The 24,860-nt window shown below is 54.3% G+C and carries 20 protein-coding genes and 2 pseudogenes; 7 read left to right on the top strand and 15 right to left on the bottom strand.

Features of this window, described 5'->3' with window-relative positions; all coding sequences use genetic code 11:
• Window positions 1–21: 21 nt before the first annotated feature.
• From tnpB to AC3ISI_RS12150, 13 genes and pseudogenes are all read right to left on the bottom strand, one after another.
• A pseudogene (tnpB, locus tag AC3ISI_RS12210) lies at window positions 22–177 on the bottom strand (IS66 family insertion sequence element accessory protein TnpB); the annotation flags it as partial.
• Window positions 178–333: 156 nt separating this feature from the next.
• Entirely contained in the window at window positions 334–738 is a 405-nt protein-coding gene (locus AC3ISI_RS12205) for a hypothetical protein (RefSeq protein ID WP_489337184.1), read from the bottom strand.
• Between the two features lie 22 nt (window positions 739–760).
• Window positions 761–4,522 (bottom strand): SNF2-related protein, encoded by a 3,762-nt coding sequence (locus AC3ISI_RS12200; protein ID WP_489337183.1) that lies wholly within the window; start codon window positions 4,520–4,522, stop codon window positions 761–763.
• An 11-nt stretch (window positions 4,523–4,533) separates the two neighbouring features.
• On the bottom strand, window positions 4,534–6,192 hold the full coding sequence (locus AC3ISI_RS12195; RefSeq protein ID WP_489337182.1) for an EH signature domain-containing protein: 1,659 nt from the start codon (window positions 6,190–6,192) through the stop codon (window positions 4,534–4,536).
• On the bottom strand, window positions 6,189–6,899 hold the full coding sequence (locus AC3ISI_RS12190; protein ID WP_489337181.1) for an OmpA/MotB family protein: 711 nt from the start codon (window positions 6,897–6,899) through the stop codon (window positions 6,189–6,191). The genes AC3ISI_RS12195 and AC3ISI_RS12190 overlap by 4 nt, the downstream gene beginning before the upstream one ends.
• Window positions 6,900–6,902: 3 nt before the next feature.
• Window positions 6,903–8,939: an anti-phage ZorAB system protein ZorA gene (zorA, locus tag AC3ISI_RS12185; protein ID WP_489337180.1), complete on the bottom strand. Its 2,037-nt coding sequence runs from the start codon at window positions 8,937–8,939 to the stop codon at window positions 6,903–6,905.
• 485 nt (window positions 8,940–9,424) lie between these two features.
• A complete protein-coding gene (locus tag AC3ISI_RS12180; protein WP_489337179.1) occupies window positions 9,425–9,790 on the bottom strand; it encodes a histone-like nucleoid-structuring protein, MvaT/MvaU family in 366 nt (121 codons plus the stop codon).
• Window positions 9,791–9,893: 103 nt separating this feature from the next.
• The gene (locus AC3ISI_RS12175; protein WP_489337178.1) at window positions 9,894–10,142 is read right to left on the bottom strand and encodes a type II toxin-antitoxin system PrlF family antitoxin; all 249 of its coding nucleotides are present in this window, start codon (window positions 10,140–10,142) and stop codon (window positions 9,894–9,896) included.
• Window positions 10,143–10,935: 793 nt separating this feature from the next.
• Window positions 10,936–11,403 (bottom strand): annotated as a pseudogene (locus AC3ISI_RS12170) (DUF4113 domain-containing protein); the annotation flags it as partial.
• Window positions 11,404–11,590: 187 nt separating this feature from the next.
• Window positions 11,591–11,995: a DUF6957 family protein gene (locus tag AC3ISI_RS12165; RefSeq protein WP_489337177.1), complete on the bottom strand. Its 405-nt coding sequence runs from the start codon at window positions 11,993–11,995 to the stop codon at window positions 11,591–11,593.
• Window positions 11,996–12,106: 111 nt separating this feature from the next.
• Window positions 12,107–12,835 (bottom strand): metallophosphoesterase family protein, encoded by a 729-nt coding sequence (locus tag AC3ISI_RS12160; protein ID WP_489337176.1) that lies wholly within the window; start codon window positions 12,833–12,835, stop codon window positions 12,107–12,109.
• Window positions 12,836–12,940: 105 nt separating this feature from the next.
• Window positions 12,941–13,363, bottom strand: coding sequence for a hypothetical protein (locus tag AC3ISI_RS12155; protein WP_489337175.1), 423 nt, complete (start codon window positions 13,361–13,363; stop codon window positions 12,941–12,943).
• A gap of 42 nt (window positions 13,364–13,405) precedes the next feature.
• A complete protein-coding gene (locus AC3ISI_RS12150) occupies window positions 13,406–13,813 on the bottom strand; it encodes a DUF6957 family protein (RefSeq protein WP_489337174.1) in 408 nt (135 codons plus the stop codon).
• A gap of 204 nt (window positions 13,814–14,017) precedes the next feature.
• Between AC3ISI_RS12150 and AC3ISI_RS12145 the strand changes: the two genes are divergently transcribed.
• Window positions 14,018–14,485 carry a resolvase gene (locus tag AC3ISI_RS12145; RefSeq protein WP_489337173.1) on the top strand — a complete coding sequence of 156 codons (468 nt, stop codon included), beginning with the start codon at window positions 14,018–14,020 and terminating at the stop codon, window positions 14,483–14,485.
• Window positions 14,486–15,253: 768 nt separating this feature from the next.
• Here AC3ISI_RS12145 and rnhA read toward each other — a convergent pair.
• Both rnhA and AC3ISI_RS12135 read right to left on the bottom strand, forming a co-directional pair.
• Window positions 15,254–15,706, bottom strand: coding sequence for a ribonuclease HI (gene rnhA / locus AC3ISI_RS12140; RefSeq protein ID WP_008028618.1), 453 nt, complete (start codon window positions 15,704–15,706; stop codon window positions 15,254–15,256).
• Between the two features lie 92 nt (window positions 15,707–15,798).
• On the bottom strand, window positions 15,799–16,557 hold the full coding sequence (locus tag AC3ISI_RS12135; RefSeq protein ID WP_489337172.1) for a methyltransferase domain-containing protein: 759 nt from the start codon (window positions 16,555–16,557) through the stop codon (window positions 15,799–15,801).
• 65 nt (window positions 16,558–16,622) lie between these two features.
• On the opposite strand from AC3ISI_RS12135, the gene gloB reads away from it, so the two are divergent.
• From gloB to AC3ISI_RS12105, 6 genes are all read left to right on the top strand, one after another.
• A complete protein-coding gene (gene gloB / locus AC3ISI_RS12130; RefSeq protein WP_489337171.1) occupies window positions 16,623–17,390 on the top strand; it encodes a hydroxyacylglutathione hydrolase in 768 nt (255 codons plus the stop codon).
• Window positions 17,391–17,489: 99 nt separating this feature from the next.
• Window positions 17,490–18,932 (top strand): transglycosylase SLT domain-containing protein, encoded by a 1,443-nt coding sequence (locus tag AC3ISI_RS12125; RefSeq protein ID WP_489337170.1) that lies wholly within the window; start codon window positions 17,490–17,492, stop codon window positions 18,930–18,932.
• Window positions 18,933–19,108: 176 nt separating this feature from the next.
• Window positions 19,109–20,923 (top strand): extracellular solute-binding protein, encoded by a 1,815-nt coding sequence (locus tag AC3ISI_RS12120; RefSeq protein WP_489337699.1) that lies wholly within the window; start codon window positions 19,109–19,111, stop codon window positions 20,921–20,923.
• Window positions 20,920–22,761: an extracellular solute-binding protein gene (locus tag AC3ISI_RS12115; protein WP_489337169.1), complete on the top strand. Its 1,842-nt coding sequence runs from the start codon at window positions 20,920–20,922 to the stop codon at window positions 22,759–22,761. Before AC3ISI_RS12120 ends, AC3ISI_RS12115 begins: the two co-directional genes overlap by 4 nt.
• A 4-nt stretch (window positions 22,762–22,765) precedes the next feature.
• Entirely contained in the window at window positions 22,766–23,839 is a 1,074-nt protein-coding gene (locus AC3ISI_RS12110) for a microcin C ABC transporter permease YejB (protein WP_007944575.1), read from the top strand.
• A gap of 1 nt (window position 23,840) precedes the next feature.
• On the top strand, window positions 23,841–24,860 hold the full coding sequence (locus tag AC3ISI_RS12105; protein WP_489337168.1) for an ABC transporter permease: 1,020 nt from the start codon (window positions 23,841–23,843) through the stop codon (window positions 24,858–24,860).

The raw sequence follows: 24,860 nt of genomic DNA, 5'->3' as shown, positions 1-24,860 counted from the left end.
AATTTTCACTTGGTTGCGCGTGCGATTGACGAAGACGAACAACACCGGGTCGAACACCGCGACCTTGATATCCAATTCGACCAAAGCCGCCAGGCCATTGATGGATTTCCGCAAATCGTTTGGGGTAGAGGTAAACGGTATTTGACCTTGGGGTCGGGACGCATCATGGGCTGGCACCAGAAAAATTGGGGGCACAGCATCGACGGGCTATCGGTTCATTTGAAGGTGTAGTTTGTGGAGCGGTTACCACCAGAAAGTCCTTGAGGCCATCCACAACGACTAAATTAAGGTGCCAGTGTATCCGTTTCCAAATAAAATGGTTCCAGCGAGTTTTTAGACTTCAATGAAGTCAGCAATTTTAACGGCCATTTCAAGAGATGAAATTCTAAGAGTGAACTCTCCTGCGTTAGTTTCATTTGCCTCTGGAAACCTCTTTAGAATTTCATTGCGTGAGTATTTTTCAAACTTCAGGGAAGGCTTTCTAAAATAAAATAGCAACCATTTTTTATTTGGGATAAATGCGAAATCCCAATCAGAGCCCCGCATCATCCTGAAGTCTTTAATCACCCCATGAGAGCTTGGTAGACAGCTATAATTTTTGAGAGATGAAGCCCAACCGACAAGATAGGAGAATGCTTTTTTGGCTCCGACATCTTGAATGAAGTCGTAGTACTCGTGATACAACGATTGGTTTTCAGCTCCGACTAACATAATCACCTCAAGCTTACTTTCAGCCATTATTTTTGGCACCAATCTACCATTACACAAGATCAGTCTGCTGCCAATCGGAGTAAAGCATCTTCTCCACTTCTAACATCGTAACGGGGTAGCTTTCCAGTAGTTCTTTTAGGTCGTCCTGATCAAGCAGCTCTACCGAATTCAACTCGGCATGTTCATGTGCTTGACGATTAAAAAACTGATTTGTAAAGCAAACCTTGTCGAAAATCACATTGGGGTGACGGCGTTTGTAGAAGGCCTCCCCCGTCACCACGTCCTTCACGGCCTCCCAGCTCAACATGGCACCGTCGATGCCGCTGGTTTTTGCCTGTACCAACTGACCCTTTCCTATTCCTAGGGCCACTACATCCACACCGTTATCGTTGCTGCCAGGAGTGCGGTAGCATTCGTATCCGCGCTTAGTCCATAGCACACCGGCTAGACATTCGAAGTGCTGCCACCCCATTCGCAAAGCCATATCGAGGTCGACGCGCTCATCAAGTTCTTGTTGATCCGCATTCGGTACAACATCCTCCAGGTTGAAGTCACCAGGATTGACATCGCCAGCGCCATTGAGCATGTCCTCTGCCAGTCCGCGCTTGTAGGCAAGCAACTGGTCAAGTTTTACATCGAAGGTCGTGAAGTCATCAGCTTGAACAACGGGGTAATACACATAAACATCTTTCGTCTGGCCGATTCGATATGCCCTATCTGTCGCCTGATCTTCTTTTGCAGGGTTCCAGGTACGTGAGTAGTGGACGACATGGTTGGCGGCCTGAATGTTCACACCGAAGCCAACAGCCACTGGTGAGAGAATCAGCACGCCGAAGCCATCTAACACTTGGAACGACTTGATGCGCTTCTGGCGACTATCGGTGTGCTTCGTCGATGCGCTCGTATCGCCATTGATAATGTCAGGCTTGCAGCCAAACTCTGCTTCAATGTAGTGCTGAAGCAGTCGCTGGATCTCTCGAAACTCGCAGAACACGATGGCTTTCTCATCTTTCGCCTTGATGTCGCGCAACGTTGAAAGAAGCCAGTCGAGCTTCGGCGCCTTGCGGCGGTAATCGCGTATAGGCTCCGGTTTGAACACATTCAAACCATGTTGTCGCGGATCCGTACAGATCAGACGAAGATAGTGCAGCAGACCCAAGTGATTCTTGAACGGCGATGGAAAATTAGCATCTCCTCGTCGTTTGAAGCTTTCGACTGCCTTGGCATAGAGGTTACGTTGCGTGTCCGAGAGCTGAAGTCTGCGACATTCTTCTACGATAATCTTCCTAGGCAAGTCTGTAGCCACGTCCCTCTTTAGGCGGCGCATAATTTGCGGTGAAATACGGGTGCGCAGTTCATCAACACGCGCTTTTTCTTCTTCGGTCTTCGCTTCGATAGGCTTCCGATACCGCTGACCAAAATCATTCAGTGCACCGAGCAGACCTGGCTGGACGTAGTCGAACAAACACCATACGTCAGCCAGCGTGTTTTCCACAGGCGTTCCTGTGCAAGCGATTTTGAATCCCACCTGTTGCTTCTTCGCCGCCCGGGTGACCATTGCAGCAGGGTTCTTAATGCGCTGGGCCTCGTCGCACACCATAAGTGACCATTTCTGTGAGGCAAACGAAAATTCAAGGTCACGAAGAGTCTCATAGGTAGTCAGCACAATTTTGGCGCGACCTACCCAGTTCGGCACTAGAAACTTGACTAACCCATCTTCGGATTGCAGTCGCTGATCAACCTGAGAACGCGGTACACGTAACCGAGTCAGTGAATCACCATAAGCCATCAGGACAGAAAAAGTACCAGGCTCAAAAAACTTGTCTGCTTCTTCTGCCCAATTCTCCAGCAATGAGACGGGAGCTACCACTAACATTGGTTCAATACTTGGATCGCGTTCGATGAGATAAGCCATCAACGCCAGGAGCTGAAAGGTTTTGCCAAGCCCCATATCATCAGCCAACACCGCTCCGCGCACCTGATACTCGGCCTGCAAACCATACAAGTGCTGCATCCACGCCAGTCCTTCTCTCTGATGAGGAAGCAGAGAGAAGTTGGGGCGGATCGCTTTTGGTAAGCAGGGTTGCGTTGGAACAGCTGCGAGCGCTTCGCGTCGCGACTCCTCGTACTCGAGCGACTGAATGTTTGCCCTCAAAACAAGTTGCTTGCGGGGAACCTGACCTGAACTTTTAGTGGCACGACGACCTTTGTTTAAATCGAATGCGCCCTCTTCAAGCTCCTTGAAAACATCCCTGAAGGTCTCGGTGATCCGCTCCGCCTCATCCAGTGGAATTTTTGTAGGTAACCATGGGGGATGAACAAATCCCTCCCCTGCCGTCCGAGCTTTCTTGACAGCTTCTTCCAAACTTTCGATAGCCTTCCTATCGGTGGGAACCGCTATTGGCTCGCTCGCATCATCAGATTGATAGACAACGACGGGCATAACATTTTCTGGAAACCAGCCTTCATCATCTTTTTTTTTGGCAATGTAGGGCGAGTAGTACGGTTTCTCAACACCAATAGCTTCGATGCGTGTTGAGTAACCACTGAGGTCGTGAACCTGCGCATAAGAGACCACAGTGGGTAAAGCCCGTCTTTGCTGTAATGCGTTTTTAAGTTCTTCAATATGACGAGGCGTATCGCCTTGAACCTCCAGTTCATAGCCATTCCAGCTGATCAACTGATAGCCCACACTGAATGCACGATCCGCAATGCGAATAAATACAGCCAATGTTGCGTCATCCAACCACTGATTTTCCGAAGACGTGGGGCCATTTAGGCTAGCGGTTTCGACCAGCAGCCCAACTCGGAGAGGATATCCCGAGGCGTCCCGCTCAAAGATTGGCACAAACCGCTCGTAATCGAGTCCCGCAGCCTCACGAGCCTGCTCAAATTGGGACTCGACGATGACATCAACCGCATCGTCACCTAAGGTGGCGTAGGGGTTGAGCAAAAAAGCTTGCGCACGGGAGCCTGCTACTCGCCGACCAGGTAGGCGCTTGATTTCCCGTAGGACGGTACGCACCTTGGGTGTGACCAGCACTTGTACGATGCCATCCGGAGTAACGATATCGTAGCGATCCCGCACATCGCGGCTACGGTCGAAAGCTTCTAGCCAGCCAAATGGCGCCCCGGCAAAACCGGGTTCAACTTCAATAACTCGATCATCGGCAATTGCATCGGAATGCCGTAGACCTATTTCCAGCTTCTCCGGCGCCAGGACAACCGAGCGATACAGGAAGTCATCGAGATGAGCATTGGCGGCCAACGCCAAAGAACGAATTCGGCCCCATGCATGGCGGTGGAATAGATCGTCTCGCTCATGTTCAGAACGCCTCGAGAAGCCAACAACTTCCTTGAAGAGTTGCCACTGCTCCGAGCTCATCATTTCGATCTGCTCATCACGCGAAATCAATGGGCCGGTCATTTCCCATTGAGAAGCTCGTCCATCCCCGGATTGCCAGCCGGCAATCACCATCGAAAAATTTCGGTCAGTCAAAGAGTGGTTACTTTGAAGCAATTGCCTCGCTGCAGTGCGCGGAGGGAGCATGAGCAGCTCCGACAATTCCGCATAAGCAGGTCGACCGATCGCTGTATACAGGTCGTCCCATCCAAGTAGGTATCGATCCTCAGTATCCAGCACCAGCCCGTCATCGACGAGCTGAGTCAGAAAGCCCTCCAGCAGTGGGCTATCGATCGAAACACTGCCTTGACTCGCGGCACGAGAAAACACCACACCAGATGGTGACCAATGTCGGTTCCATTTCGTGGCGTTACTGGTTTCCTTCGATTTCCTGAAGAACCTGAGCATGCGAGTCCTCTTTATTTCCACCAACCTTTGCCGGCCTTGTAACGGAACCCCCAATGAGTCAGAGCCTCAGAGACTTGTTTGTCATCCGCACCTGCTCGAATCCAGAGGCAGCCGCCTTGAAGGGTTTTGTCCTCAAGATGAAATCCATGTGCGCTCACAAATCTATCCAGAGCTATGCGGCTGTACAGCTGTGCATCACCACCGTAGGGAGTCGAACTGGAACGACTTTCACGTTCAACAGGACGTGTGCCAGAAACAACTCCGGCATCCGGTGTTATGCCGAACTCCTGCTTCATGGTTGCCTCAAACATTTGCTCCCACTTTTCCCAGCCACGAATACCGTCTTGGTGTTGCATCCACAATACTCCATGGGGCGGCTTATGCTTCAGGGAATTCGGGGCATTGACGCTTAAGTGAAGAATCTTTGTCGTATCAAATGGCAATGATTTGCTAGCGTCGTAGCCATACAGCGCGTTCCCCATACCGCTGAACTCGACTGCGACAAGATCACCCATCCGCATGATGAACGCATTGTTTGTACCGGATGCGTCTAGATTGCGGATGAGCCCCTTCATCTTGTCGCGCAGCACCACAAAATCCCGCTCACGTGAGCTCCTGGCGGACGAACCCAATGCAAATTCGATATCCTGAATTGCCTTGACGTAGCGCTTCCAAAACTCCATGCGCCGGCGATCACCAAGACCATCCTCGGCAAGCTTTGTGAAAAACGTCTCGATAAATTCAAGTTTAAGCCAATCCGCGACCATCGTCCGCGCCTCTGGAGCGACAGCACCCCAGCGTGTTTCATTCGAAGGAAGCCATGGATTACCCCACCATTTAACCGAAGCTTCTTTTAGATGCTGATTTAAGTGCATGCCCGGGATACTCACATATCGATCCAGGATGAAGACGAGACCTCTATCCCATATCACCACGTTTCCAGCCAACAACTCCAGAAGGCGCGGCATGAGAGCCTTGAACTGCTCGTGGCCAAGATGGGTCGCACCATGTACCTGCGCGAGTACAAGCTCTCGAACAAACCAAGAAGCTTTGCCGATTCCGAGTTGCTCGCACATGTGGTCTATCGCACCGGAATCGCCCCTCAGCAGTGCGTCAACGTAAGGCTCGCAAGGGCTGTCACCGAATAGCTGTCGATTTCCAATCGCTGCGTCGACCCACAATGGGTTGGCTTGAGCATCGCGAATCAAGTGATTTCGCTCACGTAGATAGTCGCGAAGAAGGTTCCAATTACTGCGTACAGCGGATGGTGCCGAGTCTGACAAAGCGTCGTATGTGAAGTAGCTTTTGACCAGTCCTTGGTAACAACGACGGTACGCCGCCGGTCGAACATTCCAGCCGTCCACGCCATCGAGCACCCGCTGGAGTCGGGGGCGATCCTCGAGCACACACGGGCCCTGTGGGCGGTGTGGCAGACACAATCCCCATGAGAGCAAATAGGCATCCCGAAAAGTTGGGACTTCCTGGCGATCCCAGAAGCGGCGAACTGCTTCGAGAAGATGATCCTCCGAGAGCGCTCTAAAATTTTTTGTCTTTGTAAGAGAAGCCATCTTCGCAATGAGGTCATCCATTCCGGAAAAGGTCGGCATCGCCTTGGCACCCTCTTCAGTGCCGACTTGCAGAAGTACAGCTAGATTATCGAGCGCGTTCATCGCAACGCGCACTCCCCAAAGTTTTCGGAAGCATCACCAGCACTGGCACGCTGCTCGCCCATACCGAGAAATTCGATACGCATCTCGACACGGCGACTCTCCTCATCACTGTCCTTGGCTGCATTGAATGAATAGCCACCGACAAGAAACAAAGTACGTACATCCTCCTTCTGCGCGGTGCTCAGTAGGTTGGTACCTGCGTTTGTGAACATCGTGCAGAGCACGCGCTGGCTACGCTGTAGGCTCAGATTTAGGTTGCTCAGGTATGAGCCCTTTTTATCGGTATAGCCTTCCACCACAATGCGTTTAAGCACACGTTTTCCAAGCTCATCATTCGCAAGAGTCAAGATTTCAGGAACGAATTGACGTAAGACGCTTTCCTGATCCACTGACAAGCTGGACTTACCGAACGCGAAGCGGGCTCGGTCACCAAAATCGATTACCCGCCGCTCCTTGTCTATTTTTATTCCGTCATAGCGCTTGGCTGCTTCAGTAAATCGCTCCAGAATGAGTTCGATATCTTGGCGATGCTGCTCTTCCTGCTTCTCGCGCTCAGTGACGTTCTTAGTAACCGCCAATAGCGCCACTCCCATCACGACAAGAAACAAAACCATCAGCGCAGTCATCAGATCGGCAAACGAGATCCAAAATGGTTTCTCTGCCTCGTCTTTACCTGAGCGTTTAATGACAATTTTGGCGCCTAGCATCGCTTACTTACTCGCAGGTTTCAGAGTGCCCATTGATGCCAGAGTTAACTCAAGCTCTCCTACTGCTGACGACAACAATCCAACCGCCGAAGTCAGCTTGGTATGGAATTCGATATTCGCTTTATCAAGGGTGCGTTTGACCTCTGTGGCGAACGAAGTATGGGCATCACCGAGCACGCGACTAACCCCATCTAGGTATTCGTCGGCCTGCTTCTGAGCCGTGGCCAGCCGATTCGCCGATCCCTCAATACGATTGAGAATGTCGGCGGTCAACGTCGCTTCTTTGCGAGCAAACTCGACCGTTGCGCGTAGTTCGGTGAGCAGTGACACCACAGCTTCGCGCTGCGTTTTATAGTCGCGCAGTAGCTCTTGTATCGCCGTAGCGCCGGCATTGAGAGTGCCTGAAGTTTCCGACAGCTTCGTGGAAACATCAGCGGCATGCTCCATGACACCTGCGACACGTTCACCCGCTACTGCAAAATCTTTAGAGGCCGCGCCTAGCAACTCCGCACCTGCTTCCATTCTGCTGATAGAGGTACTCGTCGACTGGGTCAGAGCTGCGACGTTCTGAGCCATTTGGGTCGACGCCGCGCTCATCTCCTTGATGGCAATCTCGACTGACTCCGACATCCCATTAACGACACCCTGTGCACGATCGATCATTGATTGCTCACGAGATCGATTGCCTTCGAATACCTGCGTTTGGGTTTCGCTCAACGTTGAGAGCATGCCGGCAACTTGAGTGCCTATGGTTTCCAAAGTGGCCTGAAGTTTCTGGTTGGTATCCGTCTGGGAGGTGGCGACCAACTGGCGGATTTGTTCGACGAATGCGGCGGACTGTGCGTTCATCGCTTCTTGTCGAACCTCCATCTTCTCGATGGCTTGCGCCATGCGTTCGGCCATCGTGTCAGTTGATCGACGGCTGGACTCCTCCATGTTTTCAACCAGTGACTTCAGCGTAACGACGGCATCCTGAATACTTCGAGCCGTTTGCTGATTTAAGTCGCTTAGCCCCGATATCTGCCCACCGAAAAGGTCGTTTAGGCGCTGACTGAAGCTCGTCATGACATCTTGTAGCATCCGAGCCGCCGTTGCACTCTGATCTCCGCTGGCGGACTTCACAGTCTCGGCAATATCCTGCAACGGGCCTCTCAAGCTTTGCTGGATGCTTTCTGAAATGGTAGCGCCCAACGCTTCATTGTCTTGCCGAGACGCTTCGGTCAGTCGGTCGATCAGCAGCGTCTGCTGCTCCTTGGACGAGGCAATTTGCGCGTTGGTGACCTCTCGAAGTAACTCGCCCAACTCCTTGACCAATGCATCCTTGAGGATCTTAGACTGACTGGCAGAGTCTTCGGACGCTTTGACTAATCTGGAAAGATATTCCTCTCCTGCACCAGAATCGAAGCGGGCATCGATCTCATGGGCAATTTCTTCGGTGCGGCGGTACAGAGACGCAAGGAGAAGCTTTTCAAGCAACGTCACGACCATGGCCGCAGTAATGGCTGCGGCAGAGATCAGAAATGCCTCGCCAACCAGATGCATCAAAATCTCAAGGCTAGAGCGAACGGTCGCTGCGTTCTCGCTCACTTGGAACTGCCGTAGCCCTTCAATCAAACCAGAGAACGTTCCAATAATTCCGATACCGGTGAATATCCCCGGCAGGTGCTTGAAGAACTCAGATCGCAGCCGGCTATCGACAACGAACTGACTGTTGAAGAAGATCTCCGCAGGCAACGTGGCTCTCACTGCGGTGACAACAGCCTGCCCGTCGCGATCTTCGTGTTGAAAATGGAGTGAGTCCTGATACTCCTTCCACAGATGGGACAAACGCTTGTCCCGTGAGAATACTTTCTTGAACTCAGTAGCGAAGCTATGAGACTCAAACTTTGCAATACGCCGCTGTATTCGCAGCAAACGGAACCAATGCAGCACCCCAGGAATCAGAAAAACGACTACGAACGAAACGACAAGAAATACCAGGATGGAGCCCACAATGAGCAGATTTGTTGGCGCGGATCCGACCAGCGCTTGGATGTTCACTTGTCCATTTCTCCCCAATCGATTTTCGAACTTAGGTTCGGCAGAAGACCTACTTCCAAAGTGCAATGCTTCAAGCAGTGTGCGAGAAAGCGATATTTACTGTCACTCCGAGCAGTTGCTCGGAGCGAAGGGCCCCTTATAACTGACAGAGAAACTCTCTCCCTCAGACTTGACCACCTGTATAGCTGCTCACTATTCATGCTGTAGGTTAGGACAACGTCCGCCATGCGCCACCGAAAACATAGCTAGAAACTGATTAGCTTTGACGATGTGCTCTTCCACGCAGGGAGCCCCCCCCGGTAGGGCTAACCTGCGGGGATTTTCCTACTTATTCAGTAGCCCGAAGGCTGATCTGCTTCCCAATCGTGACTAGGCGGGTTTGAGGCGAAATTCAAGTTAAAAGCCAATCACTGGAAGAGACAGAGCTTAAAAAGTGTCTTCAACAAAAAAGGCCATCAAAGGGCCCTTTTGTACTCAAAACGAAATCACTTGCTCAGCCAAGATTCAACCGTCGCGGAGCCGTGTTCTGCTTTCCATTCCTTCAGCGTCTTGTGGTTGCCGCCTTTAGTTTCGACGACTTCGCCGGTGTGAGGATTTTTGTAGATCTTCACTTGGCGTGGCTTACGGCTGCCGGCTTTGGATTCAACGGCTGGTGCGCGACGACCAGACTTCGGATCAAGCAGGTTGATCACGTTCGGGAGACTGTAGCCGTACTCGGCAAGCAGAGCGCGCAGCTTGGTTTCAAATTCGATCTCTTTTTTGAGGCCAGCGTCCCCTTTCAGAGCTTCGAGAGCTTCGAGCTGTTCGGCTAGGTGTTTTTCGAGTTGGCGGAATTCCGCGAGCTTGGACATGATCGTTCTCTAGGTAGTTAGTCACCTAACAATACACCAAAACTACAATTTGAATTTAGGGCCAGGAGCTCTAGGTATGCAAGTCGAGGTTCGCTGCCCTGATTTATTCGTCCTCCGCCAAGAGCGGCGTATTCAGGTCAACATCAGCCTGACCGACTAACGAAATGATGCGGGTGACCAGACGCGTATCTACCGGCTGAATGCGCTCCGGGTGCGCATAAATGTCAGCCGCCAACTGTTCGAGAGCTCTGGATACGGAGGGGTGAGCTTTCATCGATTCAGCAAGCGCCGGCGAGATGTTGCTCTGAACGCGGTTTGCAGAGGTGATGATAGGGATAAGAGGATCATTCATGCCCCAACCTTATCTACTGTTCGACGTCGCAGCAATAGCTGGAATTTCTGCCTATTTGGATGACGGGGGTTGCTCCGATTACAGGGGCTTTTTGAGGTGAGAAATTATGGCTCAGCAATAATTATTGCTGAGCCATAATTTAGAATAATCCGGTTTTTCCACTTCCCCACCGTTGGTGAAACTCCAATCTCCAGCAGTACATCGTCCAAAATCGATCGGCCTACGTCGTGATTACGACTCTATGGTGACAAAACAAGCCTGGAGGCCAAGACCTTGAAAAGTTCTGCAAGCATTCGCGCGTCCAGCAACGCATGGTGGGGCGGATCAGACAGGTCTACCTGTTCAAGAGCTTCCGCACTCAGCTGATTGAAGAGGCTTATAAGGTTGGTTGGTTTACTCACAACCTGGACTGGCCAGGGTTGATGCTCCGCGCTAGCGAGATCACAGAAAAAATCCCAGTCCCAATGTGGCGCGTCTGAGCACACCTCAAGCTCCTCAGCGGAGCCGCTTAGAAAGCTTCGAAGAGAGGCTCGGGCCTCGACAAGCGACTGACCATATCGCAGACGATCGAGCTGCGGGAGGACGTTCTGGATGACGAAATCACTGCAGTCTTCGACCGAATAGGTATCCGTCAACTCAACGTAGAACTCATCGCCTCCGAAACCAGCGCTAGGGATATCAGCTTCGAATCCTTGTTTAGCTGAGTGAATTCGCAATCTAGGAATATCTTCAACGACCTAATCCTTTTCAACGATTTTTAGCGTGGCCTGTCTTCGGAGCCGTGTTCATCCCACTATTTACAGTACACCGTCCATAGCTGATCTACTCGAGTCGTGAAGCTCTGGCTCATCATCTCCCGGCGCATCCCCCAATCGGGATCGGTTGGCACACTCGCAAGACGCATCGTTCCCCTACCCCAGCGGCCATTAATGGCATCCAGCACGCCCATGACTTTCTCGGTGGCAGCCGTCTGGGAGATCGAAAAGAGATCTTCGGTGTACTCGCCCTTTTGGCAAAGGTTGACCAGGAGCACCTCGGCTTTGCTGTACTTGAAACCTGGCCGGAAGACTCGACCCACCGCTTCCACGGCGGCCTTTGTCATCAATCGCACGTCGTCGGTGGGGTATGGCAACTCCACCAGAACGCCGTTGGCGTACTTGGCTTCCTCCGGATTGAACATGCCAGTGCGTATGCTGACCCTAATCTTTTTTCACAGAGACTGTTGGGCCCGAAGCTTTTCAGTGGCCCGCATCATGTAGGTATCCTCGATGATCACTGCATCGCTGATAAAGGCCGTAATGGGTACTGTGTATTTTCGGAGACTCGCTTGTACTAGGCGACTCAGTTGGAAGTCACTGAGAAACTTACTATGAAATTCGACTTCTATGATTTCTGGCATCCGGCCAAAGCTCCAAAATTACTTGATGTGAGTCTTCGGTGATCGTCGCCTACTCGGCTTTCATTGAAAAAGCGGCACCAATGCTAGCTTCTTTTCTCAGTCCTGGCCCAAGCAGGAGATAGACAGTATTTTTGGTTTCAAACATGCAGCCTTCAGTGAAAGACACGCCGAAATTGCTGCGAACCCACATGCCAGGCTGAAATCGATTTCGACTATCGAAAACAACTTCATGCGCGTACAGAGTCGCGGGCAGTAGACCAAGTCCCGTGAGCTTCTCTTTTTCATCCGGGTTAACCGTAAGGTCGATCAGAATCCATTGCCGTACTACGCAAAATGCTTTCCCTGGGAACGCTTTTGCTGCCAAATAGATCAGGTCTTCTTGTGTGCCTTCCCAGCCAGGAACATCTTCCCCCGCGCCGTAAAGGAGTTGAGAGATCTCTTCTAACGTAACCATGTGAATTTCTCGAAATCGATTTAGGTATAGATCGCACAAATGGGGTTCATCCCAGCGCTAGAACGTAGGGAAAAACTCAAATTGCTGAGGTTTATCGCTGAATGCCGCTCATCAAATTTCGAGCAAAAAATCCTGATCGAAACCGGTTTCTTCGGTCGGGTATCCGCGAGGATTTGACACAACTCGACATCCTCGTTTAACGAAATCCGCAGCGATGTGGGTATGTCCGTAAACCCAGAGATCGGCCTTCCCCAGAAGCTCAGGCCAATTGTTTGCGTACGCAGCAATGAGGTGTGACGGAAAATCCGCACTCACGTAATCCGAAGTAGGGGCATGGTGCGTGACGACAACTGTTTTACCGGCGAAGGGCTTGTCCAATTCCCCTGTAAGCCAGGCGTACGCCGCCTGTGATTTAGCGATCAGATCATCCGGGTACAAACGCCGATAATCTTCATCGGCTCTGATCACAGCAAAGTCATTCATGCATTCCCATGCAGCGCGTTTGGAGGCGACCACATCGCCGGTGGACGAGTAATCCGTCCATGCCGTTGTGACCAAAAACCGGGTTTGATCAAGGATCAGCGTTTCGTTTTCGAGTACGTGCACGTGAGGAGCTGCCGTCTCTTTCATTTGTCGGAGCGTGTGATCAAGGTGGCCACCGTAAAACTCATGATTGCCACACACGTAGATTACCGGGCACTGGAATGTGTCGTTCGCCCAGTTCACGCCGCGAGATTTGATATCAATGTCGCCGGCGAGAATGACAACGTCCGCTTCGCTTGGGGCGGGATCGAACCGAGCGAACCCGAGGTGCAGATCTGAGTAAATCTGAATTTTCATAGCAGACGACCACTTTCGTTTTAGTTGTCATTGCATACAGCTGCGGCGGGCGGCCTCCGACCATGGCGCGCCTTGCCAGGAGAGGCTGCGATTTACGTACTCGGATTAAAAAATCACTCGAAGCCCTTTGAGAGAGTGAGGGTCAACAAGACAGCCTGGGGCATCCGTATAAGCCTTTTCGTCGCCAATGTTATGAAGGCAAACACGAGCACCACTAGAGTCATATCCGACCAACAACCCCGAAAGCCCCTCCATGATCCATTTACCGGTTTTGTTCATCCACCCTGGCGTGACGACCTGAATTTCCGCAACGACGAACTCGCTGGTTTGTTGGGAAAGTATTTCTTCGAGCATATCGACGTCACTAATCATCATGGTGCGTGGCCATACCTTGCCCTCCAAGCGCTCTTCAAGGACAACGTGATACCAAGGATGAGCCAAGTGGCGTTCAAACATCCGCCAGTTCGAATACCCATCCCCAAAGAGATTAGGAGTGCCCTGGGCAACAGTTTCATGACTTCTAAACATTTCACATCCCCGTGGATCTACAGACCGCAATTGCAGTTGACATCAATGATAAAGAGACAGTATCGCGGCGAGACTGGCTGACTTTTCGTCGCCGTCTCCCATCAAAACGTACACAGTGTTTTTGGTTTCAAAGAGAAAGCCATCTTGGAATGAAATGGCCATGGTGCTGCGCACCCAATTTCCGTAGTCGAAGCGTCCTCGGCTGTCTAGGATGACCTTTTCGGCGAAAACAAAGAGCGGCAGGTGGCCATGAACGTGGATTTTGGTGAGATCCCCATCGCTCGCTATCGCGCGCACGATCGTCCACTGCTGGACGATGCAAAAGCCTTTGTTCGGAAAGCGACTCTGTACCAGTTGGATCAAAGTCTCTTGGCTTTCCATAGATCCAGACCGAGCCTCTCCGATGCTGGAGAGGAGCTCGCTGGCTGCTTGGATTTTTTCGAGTTCCAATCAAAAAACCTCTGACAATACATGTGATATGTTTGGGTGCTCAGGTCGCTAAAGCTGCCTGATGCCCATCTCCAAAAGACTCTGAACCTATGATTGTGCGGCTTAGCTCTGAGAAGACGTCACCGCACATTACCGATAATACCACCAAACGTGGTTTATCGGAATGCGCGCGTTATGGCTCTATCCTCGCTTTTAGGGCAGACCATGTCGCTTAAGAATGAGATCGCCGGAGCACTCAGAGCAATCAGGACAGTCCGAGGATTTGACTATGGTGATTTGGCAGATGTCAGTGCAAAAGCAAACATAGGAAAGCTGGAGCAAGGAAAGAGCAATATCACGGTTGCGAAATTGATCGAGTTAGCAGAGGCCCTCCAGTTCGATCCTATTGCTCTTATGGCCCTCTGCGTCGCTATCCAGAAGGATGAACCTACCGACACCACTCTAGAGCGTGCACGTGCAGAACTTGACTCATTCAAAGCAGAAGGAGGAGAGGAGCTTGTCCGGAGTCAGTTTGTGGGCAAAGAGCTGAAAAAGCGGCCTGCGGGTAAGCCTGGCAATACCAAGAATGCCGATGCTGTGAGAGAACTGAAAGCTTTAGGATTGAGTCAGGCTGAGGTGGCGCAGAGGCTTGGATTGGCCAGTTCCACGGTGCATCGGTACTGGCAGCAATAATTAGCTTTAGGACTGCCTCCCGCCTCCATGTCGATGCCCGTTGTTGAAGCCGACATGGGATCACACCAAGCCTAGTACCCCCAGATCAGCCCTCCAGTGTCCGACGCGGGAAGAGCCATAGGAAAAATCTGGGCAACTGAGTCAGATTCAACATCGCCCGCCGCTTTCGATCCGATAAGTGAGGTAGTCTTGATGAATGAAGCTGGGTCAGTGACCGCGGTGGCTAGCAGGTGCGCATTAGATTTAGCCTTCGACACCTGTTCCCCCGTCAGTTCCGGAGGGTCTAGAACGAGGCAGTCTCTACCCACCATCATCTGATAGTGGGCCATATGACCTATGGCTTTGAAGACCTTAAAGGAAATCTTCTTGTAGCTTGCGGCCATGGCGTCACCGATAGCCGAATGTAAACCATGCGGCTTGGAAAGAAGCCAGGGTTTACACAATTCTAGCTTTGGCTGTATAAATGACGGGAGCGCAAGGGTATTTACCCCAGATTCGTTGGGCGAAACCACTGAGGGACTGAGTTTACACACCTCCCCTAAAGACGGAGATAGACAACGGATCTGGTGGCCATCAGTGCTCAGCTCTCAACGGGTCATTCGTGCAAAAGCGGCGATGTTAACACGCTCGCCCAGGTGTTTCAGATAGACCGAGTTGCGGCCATCGCGGGCAAGCCCGCTCCCACAGGGATTTTCGAACAATGGAAATCCAGTGTGGGTGTGAGCCTGCTCGCAATGGCCGCGACGCGGTACATCGGCAAAAACAGAATCAAGCCTGCTTGTAACCGCGCACTTCATCCACACCCCGGTTAGCCAACTGGTCCGCCCGTTCGTTACCGTGGTGACCGATGTGCCCCCGCACCCATTTCCAGGTGACGTTGTGGCGATTGACCTGTTCATCCAGCAACTTCCACAAGTCGGCATTTTTAACCGGCTCCTTCGCCGCCGTTTTCCAGCCGCGCTTCTTCCAGTTGTCCATCCATTCGTTGATGCCTTTCATCACGTACTGGGAGTCGGTTACCAGCAGCACGTCGCACGAGCGCTTGAGCTCTTCGAGGCCACGAATAGCGCCCATCAGCTCCATGCGGTTGTTGGTGGTGTTGGCTTCGCCGCCCCACAGTTCCTTTTCAACGCCTTTGCACACCAGCAACGCGCCCCAGCCACCAGGGCCCGGGTTGCCTTTACAGGCTCCGTCAGTAAAAAGTTCTACGCTATCGCTCATGCCAATCTATCCAGAAAATGCGGTGGCTCGGCGATCAGTGATCGACGATGCCCGAGGCCGGGACTGACCCGGCCGGGAATATTAAAAAGGTATTACGGATCGATGCGGCGACGATTGACCTTGGCCATCGGCAAGGGAATCAGCTTGCCCATCGGTTCGCGCCGCTCCTGACGAAGTGGACGCAGGCCCACCACGATCTTGCGCGCCACCAATAAATAGAAGCCGCCGCCCGACAGTTGCCAGTCACCAGCCTTGCGCTCCCAACCAGCCAGACGGGTCTGCCAGGCGGGTGAAGCAAGCGGCGGACGATAGCACCCGAAGCGGCGTTTCTCCAGCGCGAAACCCAGCAGATTCAGCCAGTCGGCGACGCGCGACGGCGAGATGCAACGCGCCTTGCGCATCGCGTCATGGGCGAACACATGGCGCAAACCCCAAGTGCTCCACGGATTGATGCCGATGATCAACAAATGCCCGCCGGGCCGCACGCTGCTCGCCGCTTCACGCAACAAACCATGGGGCGACAGGCAAAAATCCAGCCCGTGCTGCAACACCACCACGTCAGCGGCGTGCTCGCTCAACGGCCAGGCCTGTTCTTCACACACGATTTCGACACCGGGCAACGGCGCACCGAGCCGCACATTGCGCTGCACTTGGGGCGCCGATGGCGGCGTCTGGGCCGACGGACCGTAATGCACCAGATAACCGCCGAAGAAGCGCCCCAGTTCGTCTTCGAGCATGCGTCGTTCTTCATCCAGCAAAAATTGCCCGATAGGGCCGGACAGCCATTCACGGGCCGCGCTGATCAATGTCAGCCACTGCGGATCAGCCTGAGCGAACGCTTTATCGGTCATTGCATTCTCCAACGCGCCAGGAAGTTCTAAGATGCGCCATTGTTTTCCGCTTGGCGAATCCGACGATGATACAGATCAGTGCCCTGCCCGCCTTCACCGACAACTACATCTGGTTGTTACAAGACCACCGCACCCAGCGCTGCGCCGTGGTCGATCCGGGTGATGCCGCCCCCGTGCAGGCCTGGCTTGCGGCGCATCCGGGTTGGGTATTGAGTGATATTTTGATCACTCATCACCACCATGACCACGTCGGTGGCGTCGAACTGCTGAAAAAAGCGACTAACGCGAAGGTCTACGGCCCCGCCAGCGAATCCATTCCGGGACGGGACGTGGCACTCAAGGACAACGACCGTACCAGCGTACTGGGTTTGGACTTCGATGTTTTCGCCGTCCCCGGTCATACCCTGGGACACATCGCCTATTACCATCACGGCCTGTTGTTCTGCGGTGACACCCTGTTTGCTGCCGGTTGCGGACGGTTGTTCGAAGGCACGCCTGAACAGATGCACACCTCGTTGACACGCCTGGCCGCATTGCCGGAAGACACGCTGGTGTATTGCACCCACGAATACACCCTGAGCAACCTGAAATTTGCGGCCGCAGTTGAGCCTGACAATCCGGAGATCGCCGCTCGTTTGACCAAAGTGATGCAACAACGCGAAGCGGGGATCATGACTTTGCCGTCGACGCTGGCCCTGGAAAAGCTCACCAACCCGTTTTTACGCACCTCTGAAACATCTGTTAAAGAAAAAGTGGACGAACGGAATGGCCCCGATAACCGGCCACCGAGTAAGGTTTTTTCTGCATTAAGGGCTTGGAAGGATACGTTCTAAGCCGTCTTGATATTGCAATGAAAATACTGAATGGTTGACCGCCGGGGGTACGCTTTCTAGAATCGACCGACATTTTTGCCCGGAACTTACTTCCAGCCAATGTCGTCATCTATTAGTAAAGTCATCAATTCAGACGCATTGACCCGCCTGGCTCAAGCCATAGCGGTGGCTGTGTCCGCCACTCTGGCGGGTTGTTCCAGCCATGTGCCGCAGACCGACGCGACACATACCCCGAATATCGCCGCCCGCGCCAAACAGAAACCCATTTGGCTCAGCGAAAAACCTAGCCCGCTCGCGGCACAGGACGTCTGGGAGCGCATGCGCCTGGGCTTCCAGTTGCAGGAGGGCCTGGGCGTCAACCCGCGCATCGAGCAACAGCGACTGTGGTTCGCCAGTAACCCGTCCTTCCTGGAAAACGCCGGCGATCGCGGCAGCCTGTACATTCACTACATCATCGAACGCCTTGAAGAACGCAACATGCCGCTGGAACTGGCGTTGCTGCCGGTGATTGAAAGCTCCTACAACCCGATGGCTTATTCCCGGGCCAACGCGGTGGGTCTTTGGCAATTCATCCCTTCCACCGGCCGTTACTATAACCTGCGCCAGACCAGTGCCTATGATGGCCGACGCGACATTACAGCATCGACTACCGCAGCCCTGGATTACCTGACCCGCCTGCACGACATGTTCAACGGCGACTGGATGCTCGCTCTCGCCGCCTACAACGCCGGCGAAGGTACGGTCAGCCGGGCTATAGAGCGCAACGAAAGGCTCGGCCTGCCGACCGATTACTGGAACCTGTCACTGCCGTCGGAAACCCAGGCCTATGTGCCTAAGCTGCTGGCCTTGTCGCAAGTGGTACTGGCACCCGAAGCCTACGGCGTGAACCTCAGCCCGATCGCCAACGAACCGTACTTCAAGGTTGTCGAAATCAACCAGCGCATGGACCTGTCCAAGGTTGCCGAAGTAGCCAACATTGACGAAGACGAACTGTTCCAGCTCAATCCGGCCCTCAAGCAGCGCACCACCCTCGATGGCCCCCAGCATCTGCTGGTGCCAACGTCCAAGGCGCAGTTGTTGACCACCAGCCTGTCGACGATGCGTCCGGAAGAGTTAATCAGCAAGAAGCCACTCAGACCGGTCTTCGAAGGCGCAGACGATTCTCGAATCGCCAGCGTCAAGCGCAGCTACCGGGTCAAACGCGGCGATAGCCTCGGTACCATCGCCAAAGCCAATAAAGTCGACGTCGAAGACTTGCAACGCTGGAACAAGCTAACGGGCAAGCACCTCAAGACAGGTCAGACGCTGGTAATCCACGACACCACCAAGCAAGGTAGTGGTCGCGTCAACACGGTCGTGGCCGCCAACAGCAAAGCCGAGAAAAAGAAGCCACAAACCCAATACAAGGTTCAGCAAGGCGATTCGTTGTACATGGTCGCCAAGCGCTTCAATGTCGAGATGCAGCACCTCAAGCGCTGGAACCCGCGTGTCGGCAAGGCGCTGAAGCCTGGACAGGTACTGACGGTTTCCTCGCCACACTAAAAAGAGCCCCTGATGTCAGGGGTTTTTTTCGCCTGAAGCTTACCCAAGGCCCGCGCAAGCTCAATTAACAGCGCATTACTCCCCTGTCTTTTTCCTGTCGATACAAGCTGTTACTGTACGGACCACAAAGCCCAAGCCGCCTGGATCGGAACTCTGACTTGAAGCGTCCCCTCCTTCTGTTCCTGATCAGCCTGGCCTTGAGCTCTTCCGCAAGCGCGACGATCAGCGAAAGCCACGGTTATGCGCAGTTCGGCACGCTCAAGTACCCGGCCCGATTTACCCACTTCGACTGGGTCAACCCGCAAGCGCCCAAGGGCGGTACTTTGCGGGTGATGGCGTTTGGCACCTTCGATACACTCAATCCTTATACCTTCAAGGGCTCAAGCCCGGTCTCGACGCCGAATTTCCTGCAATACGGGATCAATGAACTGAACGAACCGCTGATGGTCGGCACCGGCCAGTACGCGCCCTCCGGCGACGAGCCGGCCTCCAGTTATGGCCTGATCGCCCAGTCGGTGGAATACAGCGACGACCGCAGTTGGGTGGTGTTCAACCTGCGCCCCGAAGCGCGATTCCACGATGGTTCGCCGATTACTGCGAAGGACGTCGCGTTCTCCTACCGTCTGTTGCTCAAGGAAGGGCATCCGCAGTACCGCACCAATCTTCAGGAAGTAGCGCGGGTCGATATTCTCAACCCGCATCGCGTTCGATTCGTCTTCAAGCGCACCGGCAACCCGTTGTTGATCCTGCGCCTGGGCGAATTGCCGGTCATGTCTGCGCGGTATTGGAAAGACCGCGATTTCAAGGCAACCACTTTCGAGCCACCCTTGGGCAGCGGGCCGTATCGCATCACCTCAGTGACGCCAGGGCGCCAGATTGTTTTTGAGCGGGTCAAGGACTACTGGGGCAAGGACCTACCGGTCAATCGCGGCAAGTACAACTTCGATCGCATGGAGGTCGAGTTCTACCGTGACAGCGATGTCGCTTTCGAGGCGTTCAAGGCCGGCGAGTTCGACGTTTACATCGAACATCAAGCCAAGAACTGGGACAACGGCTACAACTTCCCGGCGGTACGACGCGGCGACGTGATCAAAGCGCAGATCCCGCATCAAATTCCGACCCAAAGCCAGGGCCTGTTCATGAACACCCGGCGCCCGACCTTCGCCGAGACCAAAGTCCGCGAAGCCCTGGGACTGATGTTCGACTTCGAGTGGACCAACCGCACGCTGTTCAGCGGTGCCTACAAGCGCGCCATGAGTTACTACCCCAACAGCGAATTCTCTGCCAGCGGCCTGCCGGTCGGTCATGAATGGCTGATGCTCAAGCCATATCGCGAACAGTTGCCAGCCAAACTCTTTACCGAGCCGTTCAGCCTGCCGCAAACCGACGGCCGCGGCATTCCCCGGGAAACTCTGCGAAAGGCCCTTGGGCTGCTCGCCGAGGCTGGCTGGAAGCTCAATGGCCAGCGTGTGCAGAATGCTGTCGGCCAACCGCTGCGATTCGAAATTCTACTGGTCAACCCGAACCTTGAACGCATCCTCCAGCCTTACGTCGAGAACCTCGCCAGCATTGGGATCGACGCGCGACTGCGCACCGTCGACCGCGCCCAGTACAAACAGCGCCTCGATCAGTTCGACTACGACATGATTTTGATGACCCTCAACCAGACCCTCAGCCCCGGTCTGGAGCAGTGGCAGTATTTTCATTCCAGCCAGGTCGGGATCAAGGGCAGTAAAAACTACGCCGGTATCGCCAACCCGGTGGTTGACCATTTGCTCGAACAACTGCTCGCTGCCCAGACCCGTGACGAACAAGTCTCTGCCGGCAAAGCCCTCGACCGTGTGCTGCTGTGGCAGCACTACAGTATTCCCAACTGGTACCTCAATTATCACCGCCTGGCCTACCGTAACCGGTTCGCCTTTGTGACCACGCCGCCCTACACCCTGGGCGTGAGCGCGTGGTGGCTGAAGTCTTCGGAGAAAGATCGATGAAACCCGTACGCGCCCTGCTGTTGCAGGCCAGCGGTCTGCTGTTCGCCGGGCTGGCCTGTGCCGCCCCGCAACACGCTCTGACCCTCTACAACGAACCGCCAAAATACCCGGCGGACTTTAAACATTTCGACTATGTGAACCCCGAGGCGCCCAAGGGTGGAGTCTTTCGTCAGGCCGGTTTCGGTGGTTTCGACAGCCTCAATCCGTTTATCAGCAAGGGCGTTCCGGCCGACGACATCGGCATGATCTACGACACCCTCGCCAAACAAGGGCTGGACGAACCGTTCACCGAGTATGGCCTGGTGGCCGGCAAGATCGAGAAAGCCCCGGACAACAGTTGGGTACGTTTCTACCTGCGCCCTGAAGCGCGTTTCCACGATGGCCATCCGATCCGCGCCGAAGACGTGGTGTTCAGCTTCCAGACGCTGACCAAGGACGGTGCGCCGCTCTATCGCGGTTACTACAACGACGTTGAGGAGGCGGTCGCCGAAAACCCGCTGACTGTACTGTTCAAGTTCAAGCACTCCAACAACCGTGAGTTGCCGCTGATCCTTGGCCAGTTGCCGGTGTTGCCCAAGCATTGGTGGGTCAACCGCGATTTCAACAAAGGCAACCTGGAGATGCCGCTGGGCAGTGGCCCATACAAAGTCAGTCAAGTGAAGGCCGGGCGTTCGATTCGCTATGAGCGGGTCAAGGATTACTGGGGCAAGGACTTGCCGGTCAATCGTGGGTTCTACAACTTCGATGTGATGACCACCGATTACTACCGCGACAACACCGTGGCGCTCGAAGCGTTCAAGGCCGGGCAGTTCGATTACTGGCTGGAGATGACCGCGAAGAACTGGGCCAATGCCTACAACGTCCCAGCCGTTACCGAAGGCCGGTTGATCAAGGAGCAGATCCCCAACGGCAATACCACTGGCATGCAGGGTTTTGTGTTCAACCTGCGTCGCCCGCTGTTCCAGGACGTGCGCGTGCGTCAGGCCCTGGCGTTGCTGCTGGACTTTGAATGGACCAACAAGCAATTGTTCAACAGCGCCTACGCGCGCACTCGCAGCTATTTCGAGAACTCGGAAATGGCCGCCACCGGCCTGCCGGATGCCGATCAACTGGCAATTCTTGATCCGTTTCGCGGCAAGATCCCTGAGCAGGTGTTCAGCGAGGCGTTCCAGAACCCGGCGACCGACGCCAGCGGCATGATTCGCGACCACCAGCGCCAGGCCTATCACCTGCTGCAAGAAGCTGGCTGGCGGATTGTCGATGACAAAATGGTCGATGCCACCGGCAAACCGGTGAAAATCGAATTCCTGCTGGCCCAGACCGAATTCGAGCGCGTGCTGCTGCCGTTCAAACGCAACCTCAGCGATCTGGGGATCGAACTGGTGATCCGCCGCGTCGACGTCTCGCAGTACGTCAACCGCGTTCGCTCACGGGACTTCGACATGATTGTCGGCAGCTTCCCGCAGTCCAGTTCTCCAGGCAACGAACAGCGCGAATTCTGGATGTCGGCCGCCGCCGACAAACCCGGCAGCCGCAATTCCATGGGCCTGAAAGACCCGGTGGTGGACCAACTGGTCGAGCAGCTGATCAACGCCGATTCACGCAAAAGTCTGGTGGCGCATGCCCGTGCACTGGACCGCGTGCTGCAATGGGGTTATTACGTGATACCCAATTGGCACATCAATACATGGCGCGTGGCGTACTGGAACCACATTGGCCATCCGAAAATTTCCCCCATGTACGACATCGGCATCAATACGTGGTGGATCAAGCCTGATGCCACGCCGGCGATAGAAGTCGAAACCATACTGCAAGCCTCCCCTGCAGCCACGGAGTAATCAGATGCTGGCGTATATTTTTCGGCGACTGCTGCTGATCATTCCGACCTTGTTCGGCATTTTGCTGATCAACTTCGTGATCATCCAGGCCGCTCCCGGCGGCCCGGTAGAGCAGATGATTGCCAAGCTCGAAGGCTTCGAAGGCGCCACCAGCCGCATCGCCGGTGGCGGTGCCGAAGTGTCGGTCGCCGGTTCCGCCTATCGCGGCGCCCAGGGCCTTGACCCGGCGCTGGTCAAGGAAATCGAGCACATGTACGGCTTCGACAAGTCGGCACCGGAACGCTTGTGGATCATGGTGAAGAACTATGCGTCTCTGGACTTCGGCGATAGCTTCTTTCGCGATGCCAAGGTCATCGACCTGATCAAGGAAAAGATGCCGGTGTCGATCTCCCTCGGGTTGTGGAGCACGCTGATCATGTACCTGGTGTCGATCCCGCTGGGGATCGCCAAAGCCACGCGACACGGCAGCCACTTCGACGTCTGGACCAGTTCGGCGATCATCGTCGGCTACGCGATCCCGGCGTTCCTGTTTGCGATCCTGCTGATCGTGGTGTTTGCCGGCGGCAGTTATTTTGACTGGTTCCCATTGCGCGGGCTGACGTCGAATAATTTCGATGAGTTGAGCATGGGCGGCAAGATCCTCGATTACTTCTGGCACCTGGCCTTGCCGGTGACAGCGCTGGTGATCGGCAACTTCGCGACCATGACCCTGCTGACCAAAAACAGCTTCCTCGATGAAATCAACAAGCAGTATGTGGTCACCGCCAAGGCCAAGGGCCTGACCCGTCATCGTGTGCTTTACGGCCACGTGTTCCGCAACGCCATGTTGTTGGTGATCGCCGGGTTTCCGTCAGCGTTCATCGGGATTTTCTTTACCGGCTCGTTGCTGGTGGAAGTAATTTTCTCCCTCGACGGCCTCGGCTTGATGAGCTTTGAAGCCGCGATCAACCGCGATTACCCGGTGGTGTTTGGCACGCTGTTTATCTTCACCTTGCTGGGCCTGGTGGTGAAACTGATCGGCGACCTCACCTACACCTTTGTCGATCCGCGCATCGACTTCGAAAGCCGGGAGCATTGAGATGAACCTGTCCCCGCTCAATCGACGCCGTTTCGAACTGTTCAAGGCCAACAAGCGCGGCTGGTGGTCGCTGTGGCTGTTCCTGGTGCTGTTCGGCCTGAGCCTTGGCGCCGAGCTGATCGCCAACGACAAACCGTTGGTGGTGCATTACGACAACAGTTGGTACTTCCCGGCGCTCAAGCGCTACCCGGAAACCACCTTCGGCGGCGAATTCCCGCTGGAAGCCAATTACAAAAGTCCGTACATCCGCGAACTGCTCAAGGCCAAGGACGCCTGGGTGCTGTGGGCGCCGATTCCCTACAGCTATCAAAGCATCAACTACGACCTGAAAGTCCCGGCACCGGCACCCCCGTCGGCGGATAACCTGCTCGGTACTGACGATCAGGGGCGCGACGTGCTGGCGCGGGTGATTTACGGCTTCCGGATTTCGGTGTTGTTCGCCCTCACCCTGACCATTCTCAGCTCGATTATCGGCGTGATTGCCGGGGCCTTGCAGGGTTTTTATGGCGGCTGGGTGGACCTGGCCGGCCAGCGTTTTCTGGAAATCTGGTCCGGCTTGCCAGTACTGTACTTGCTGATCATCCTGGCCAGCTTCGTGCAGCCGAACTTTTGGTGGTTGCTGGGAATCATGATGCTGTTTTCGTGGATGAGCCTGGTGGACGTGGTGCGCGCCGAGTTCCTGCGCGGGCGCAATCTTGAATACGTGCGCGCGGCGCGGGCGCTAGGGATGCAGAACGGTGCGATCATGTTCCGCCACATCCTGCCCAACGCCATGGTCTCGACCATGACGTTCATGCCGTTCATCCTGACCGGTGTCATCGGCACCCTGACCGCGCTGGATTTCCTCGGTTTCGGCTTGCCACCCGGCGCGCCGTCGCTGGGTGAATTGGTGGCCCAGGGCAAATCCAACCTGCAAGCGCCTTGGCTTGGTATCAGTGCGTTTGCGGTGCTGGCGATCATGTTGAGTTTGCTGGTGTTTATCGGCGAGTCCGCTCGCGATGCCTTCGACCCGAGGAAGTGA

It is taken from the genome of Pseudomonas sp. GL_139_B (assembly GCF_057834475.1).
The sequence above is the reverse complement of the archived record's forward strand: the minus strand, read 5'-3'. Positions and strand labels throughout refer to the sequence as shown.

Coding starts and splice junctions, on each gene's coding strand:
- gloB (WP_489337171.1), top strand. CDS start 16,623: ATGATACAGATCAGTGCCCTGCCCGCCTTCACCGACAACTACATCTGG.
- AC3ISI_RS12125 (WP_489337170.1), top strand. CDS start 17,490: ATGTCGTCATCTATTAGTAAAGTCATCAATTCAGACGCATTGACCCGC.
- AC3ISI_RS12205 (WP_489337184.1), bottom strand. CDS start 738: ATGGCTGAAAGTAAGCTTGAGGTGATTATGTTAGTCGGAGCTGAAAAC.
- AC3ISI_RS12135 (WP_489337172.1), bottom strand. CDS start 16,557: ATGACCGATAAAGCGTTCGCTCAGGCTGATCCGCAGTGGCTGACATTG.
- AC3ISI_RS12115 (WP_489337169.1), top strand. CDS start 20,920: ATGAAACCCGTACGCGCCCTGCTGTTGCAGGCCAGCGGTCTGCTGTTC.
- AC3ISI_RS12165 (WP_489337177.1), bottom strand. CDS start 11,995: ATGGTTACGTTAGAAGAGATCTCTCAACTCCTTTACGGCGCGGGGGAA.
- AC3ISI_RS12180 (WP_489337179.1), bottom strand. CDS start 9,790: ATGTCCAAGCTCGCGGAATTCCGCCAACTCGAAAAACACCTAGCCGAA.
- AC3ISI_RS12110 (WP_007944575.1), top strand. CDS start 22,766: ATGCTGGCGTATATTTTTCGGCGACTGCTGCTGATCATTCCGACCTTG.
- AC3ISI_RS12190 (WP_489337181.1), bottom strand. CDS start 6,899: ATGCTAGGCGCCAAAATTGTCATTAAACGCTCAGGTAAAGACGAGGCA.
- AC3ISI_RS12105 (WP_489337168.1), top strand. CDS start 23,841: ATGAACCTGTCCCCGCTCAATCGACGCCGTTTCGAACTGTTCAAGGCC.
- AC3ISI_RS12195 (WP_489337182.1), bottom strand. CDS start 6,192: ATGAACGCGCTCGATAATCTAGCTGTACTTCTGCAAGTCGGCACTGAA.
- rnhA (WP_008028618.1), bottom strand. CDS start 15,706: ATGAGCGATAGCGTAGAACTTTTTACTGACGGAGCCTGTAAAGGCAAC.
- AC3ISI_RS12200 (WP_489337183.1), bottom strand. CDS start 4,522: ATGCTCAGGTTCTTCAGGAAATCGAAGGAAACCAGTAACGCCACGAAA.
- AC3ISI_RS12155 (WP_489337175.1), bottom strand. CDS start 13,363: ATGTTTAGAAGTCATGAAACTGTTGCCCAGGGCACTCCTAATCTCTTT.
- AC3ISI_RS12145 (WP_489337173.1), top strand. CDS start 14,018: ATGTCGCTTAAGAATGAGATCGCCGGAGCACTCAGAGCAATCAGGACA.
- AC3ISI_RS12175 (WP_489337178.1), bottom strand. CDS start 10,142: ATGAATGATCCTCTTATCCCTATCATCACCTCTGCAAACCGCGTTCAG.
- AC3ISI_RS12160 (WP_489337176.1), bottom strand. CDS start 12,835: ATGAAAATTCAGATTTACTCAGATCTGCACCTCGGGTTCGCTCGGTTC.